The following is a 4,156-nucleotide window of genomic DNA, read 5'->3' as shown; positions in this document are numbered from 1 at the left end:
CTGCGTGACTGACTCATTGATCTCCTCCGTTCACGGATCAATTATCCCTCATAGGGATCACTGTCCGAAGAACGGGGCCCACCTCACCAGCCTGCTGTGGCTGTGTGAACATGAGACTCTCTGATCATGGCTACCTGCCCTTTCTGTGGCTCTACGGGCAAGYTGACTGCCGAGCACGTCTTCGGAACCTGGTTGTCTCGGATCGGTCTGACCCGGGAGCCGGCGGCGCATGGCGCGGGGCCGCTGAACCGGATCGTGCAGGACCTGGGCGTGCGCCCGCCGTTCGGGCAGACGGTGCGTGTCTGCGGCGAGTGCAACAACGGCTGGATGAGCCGCCTCGAAGTTGCTGCCCAGCGAGCCCTGACGCCCTTCGTCCTGGGCGGGCCTGGAGAGATCGCGGCGACGGACACGGGAGCCGTAGCCGCGTGGGTTCAGAAGACGGCGTTGACGGCGATGCTCGTCTCGTCCGAGGAGCAGCGGCGCGGGGGCTACGGGCTTCCAGCGTCGGAGTTCCGCGGGCTATGGGACCTACGGGACGCAGCGATGCCGCTCCCGGCCAGCCTGTTTTGGATCGGCCGGTATACCGGGCGGAACCGGCTCGCCTCGACGTGGGTCGCGCCGCTGGCCGTGACCGCGGATGGGCTGCCGCAGGCTGACCGGCCGCAGGGCTACGCCATGACCGTCCTGGTCGGGCAGCTGGTGCTGCACGGTGTGCGGTTTACGACGCCGAGCTTGCAGCTCGGGGTGACCACCCGACAGGAGTTGCCGCAACTCTGGCCGGCAGCGGGGCCGGTCGCGTGGACCGGTGGCGCGCCGGTCGACGATGGGACCTTCCTCGACTTTGCTGGGGGCAAAGACCTCCGCTCGACGGAGCAGTACATGCAGGTGGGTCCATGGAAGCTCGCGACGGAACTGCCTGCGAGCCGCTCGGTCAAAGGGATGGTCGAGTTGCCGGTGAGCTGCGGCAACCATGTTGTGTACTACCCCGCCGGCCTGGTCGACGAGACCAGGCGCGGCAGGTTCTATGCCTTCGAGACAGCGTGCGAGTGCCCTACGGCCTACCTCATCCACACTGAGCGGGACGGTGCCCGCTGCAAGGCCATAGGCACGGCGGAGTACATCTCCGAGCTGTACGAGGGTCTGCCAGGCGAGGAGCACGTGATCGCAGACGAGCACGGCACGTTCTCGTGTAAGAGGCTGAAAGACGTTCTGCGCTGACCCCGGCTGCGGGTGAACGGGGCTCCGGACGTGCCGGGCCCCGCAGGCAAGGACGGCGCTCGACCTGATGGAGGTTTTTTCCGTGAACGATGAAGCCAATCTTCCGCTGGTCGAGAATGAAATGTTCCGTGAGGATCGCCGAGGCATYGTTCAGCGGTACCGTCTCGACATGCCAGTCCTGCCCTATGAGGTCAGCAGACCGATTGAGGTGACTGCCCGATCGCCGCTCAATCTCCGCAAGGCAGTCGAGGTTTACGGCCGAGCTATCAAACACGAGTGTCATTACGATTTCCCTCTTGCCGACGCCAAAAACTTCAACACACAGCACGCATGGCTACTACCGCACCCGCGCGTGCACAGAGTCTCATTCGTCACCGCAGGGGTCGTCTCATTTCTCGCCTACCCCGATGGATGGGAACTGTTCTGGATGTACGTGCATCCGTTTGCCCGTGGGTGCGGTGCGATTGAGCGCTATTGGCCGGCATTCGTAGCAGCCTACGAACCTTTCACCGTGCAGCATCCCATCTCCCCTGCTGGACGGGCACTACTCAACCATCTGGAGTGGCGCGGCGCGCTTCGGGGAGGGGTCGAGGAAGAGAACGGCGAAGACTGAAAATGGGTCCTGCGGTGGCGAGAAACGACGTCGGCCAGAGCCACCCCTGGGTCTCACACTCCACTACTCATGATCGGCCACGGGACGCTTGGGTGTTCTCCGCTTCAGCCCTCTTGTCCCGTTCAGGTGAAGATGACGAGCCGGAGGGCCATCGACCTGAAGTCCGTCATCTTGACGTGGACGATTTGACCTCAGAGCGTCCGGGTTTAGTTGGCCGATTCGGTGGATCTTGGTCGAAGTGGTCGCGGACGGCAAGCGGGACGTGCTGGAGTGGCGGCTTATCCGCGTTGCTCTGGATGCGTTACGCATCGAGAACCAGCAACTCCGCGACGCGCTCGCACACGTCCACGGTCAACTCCGAGCAGCCCGAACCGATCTTGGTGTCGAGGAAGTCTCCTGAGTTTCGGGATACCCTCGGCCCATAACGCGCCGGAACAGATCGACACAAGTCACGTGACACGCGCATAGCTTGGATGTTATCCTTATGATCGCTCCGGCTCGCCCTCGACTCTGGACACGGCATTCCCCGAGGACCCTCTGACAAGGGCCGAGAAGCGTTTGCAGCGCCTACATCCCCGGCGGGCCTCCGGCACCGATGTCATCGGTGTTCTCCTCGGCAATCGAGACGAGCCCTGTCCGATCGACCCTCATGCTGCTCGAGTACGCGCCCATGGTCTGATCCGTCAATGTCCTTTCAACCCAGAAAGCTGGACAATTAATGTTCATATGGCCCCGAATGACCACTGGACCCGAACGTCTCATGTTGGAGAGCTTGCTTGACCGCAACCGGCAAGCGCTCATCGACACCGCGCGAGGGCTATCCGAGACCGACGCACGGCGGCGCCTGGTCGTCTCACTGACCACACCGATCGGGCTGATCAAACACGCCGCCACCGCCGAGCGCATCTGGTTCCAACGCACCCTGCTCGGCCTGGACGAGTCCGCATGCGACGGCTACGCCACCGGTGACGACGGCAGTTTCGTTGTCACCGCCGGCGAAACGCTGGCCGACGTGATTGCCGAGTTTGAGCGTGCCAGCGAGCGTTCCCGCGTGATCGCCGCTGACTTCGAGCTCGACGACACCAAGGCGCACCCCCGCGCTGGCGATGTCAGCCTGCGGTTTGTCTACCTGCTCCTGATCGAGGATTTCGCCCGTCACGCCGGCCATGGTGACATTCTCCGAGAACAAATCACCGCCGCACGATAGGCGCTCTAGAGATCTCGGGCCGCGAGATAGACGGCCCAGTCATGGGCGGCGTGCTGGGTCCAGGCGACGGCGGTGGCGATGTGGAGGTCCAACAGGTCCGCGAGGATCGGGGCGGGTAGGTCCGCTGCGAGTGTCATCAGCGCGGTGTTGCGACGACCGGTTGAGTCCGGTTTGACTGCCCTGGTCGGAATGATGAATGACGCCGGGAACGGGCCGGCGGTGTTGAAGTGCCATGGTGAGCGCGTTGGCCACGAGTGCGGTTTTCTGTTCGTCGGGCATGGACCAGCCGACCGGCGGGCGTACAGGTCGAGGACGACCGCGAGGTACAGCCAGCCCTGTCCGGTCGGGATGTAGGTGACATCCGCGGTCCACACCCGGTTCGGCGCCTGGGCGGTGAAGTCGCCTCCGACCAGGTCGGGGGGCAGGTGTGCGGCCCGGTCGCGGCGGGTCGGACTGACCCGTCGGCGGCGGTGAACCCCTTGCAGGCCAGCCTGTCTCATCAGCCGGGCGACCCGCTTGCGGCTGGTCCGAACACCGGCGGCGGCCAGGTCGGCGTGCATCTGCGGGGCGCCGTAGATCTGCCGGGACGCCRCATGCACGGCGGCGATCTTCGTGGTCAGGGTCTGGTCGTCAGCGGACCGGGCGGACTGTGCGCCGCGGCGGCGCCAGGCGTAGTAGCCCTCGCGTGACACACCGAGCATGYGGGCCAGGACGGAGACRGWGTGGTGTGTTTTCTCCGCGTCGATCAGAGCGTACTTCATTTCTGATCGGTCTGTAGGGTAGGCGGCTGGCGCGGTTGCATTGTGGCTGTAGGCGCTGTGGTCCGGTACTTTTGTCCGTGAGGTTTCCCCGCACGTTTCTCATCCCGGCCCGCCATGGCGATGCCCCGTTTCCAGCCGCCCCCCGTCGATCCGTGCATGAGGTTCTCCCTCACACGGCTCACCGACATCGTTCACCGTTCAGGCATACGTCGTCACCCGTCGAGTCGTCCCGCCGAGCCGGTATACCCCGAGCCGGGAAAGCCAGGAGGGGTCGTGGCGTCGGCCCCATCCTCGCCCGGTCTGTTGGTGTTTCCGGCTGGACAGAATAGCCAACCTCATGTGGACGTAGCGATCAAC

The 4,156-nt window shown here is 64.5% G+C and carries 5 protein-coding genes; 4 read left to right on the top strand and 1 reads right to left on the bottom strand.

The features are described 5' to 3' along the window. Positions 1–192 precede the first annotated feature (192 nt). From CC117_RS09070 to CC117_RS09065, 4 genes are all read left to right on the top strand, one after another. A complete protein-coding gene (locus CC117_RS09070) occupies positions 193–1,218 on the top strand; it encodes a hypothetical protein (RefSeq protein ID WP_198541778.1) in 1,026 nt (341 codons plus the stop codon). Between the two features lie 82 nt (positions 1,219–1,300). Then, positions 1,301–1,831 carry a hypothetical protein gene (locus CC117_RS37015; RefSeq protein ID WP_131803036.1) on the top strand — a complete coding sequence of 177 codons (531 nt, stop codon included), beginning with the start codon at positions 1,301–1,303 and terminating at the stop codon, positions 1,829–1,831. Between the two features lie 229 nt (positions 1,832–2,060). Next, positions 2,061–2,231, top strand: coding sequence for a hypothetical protein (locus CC117_RS37355; RefSeq protein WP_157905380.1), 171 nt, complete (start codon positions 2,061–2,063; stop codon positions 2,229–2,231). Positions 2,232–2,549: 318 nt separating this feature from the next. After that, positions 2,550–3,038 (top strand): DinB family protein, encoded by a 489-nt coding sequence (locus CC117_RS09065; protein ID WP_071083314.1) that lies wholly within the window; start codon positions 2,550–2,552, stop codon positions 3,036–3,038. Between the two features lie 5 nt (positions 3,039–3,043). Here CC117_RS09065 and CC117_RS09060 read toward each other — a convergent pair whose 3' ends face one another. Beyond that, positions 3,044–3,799: an IS3 family transposase gene (locus CC117_RS09060; RefSeq protein ID WP_084131795.1), complete on the bottom strand. Its 756-nt coding sequence runs from the start codon at positions 3,797–3,799 to the stop codon at positions 3,044–3,046. Positions 3,800–4,156: the final 357 nt, after the last annotated feature.

The sequence above is a fragment of the Parafrankia colletiae genome, from assembly GCF_001854655.1.
In the GTDB taxonomy this organism is placed as follows: Bacteria; Actinomycetota; Actinomycetes; order Frankiales; family Frankiaceae; genus Parafrankia; species Parafrankia colletiae.
Note: the sequence above shows the minus strand (reverse complement) of the source record. Positions and strands in the feature narration are given on the sequence as shown.

Excerpts from the sequence above, each read along its gene's own strand:
- CC117_RS09065 (WP_071083314.1), top strand. The coding sequence starts at position 2,550 with ATGTTCATATGGCCCCGAATGACCACTGGACCCGAACGTCTCATGTTG.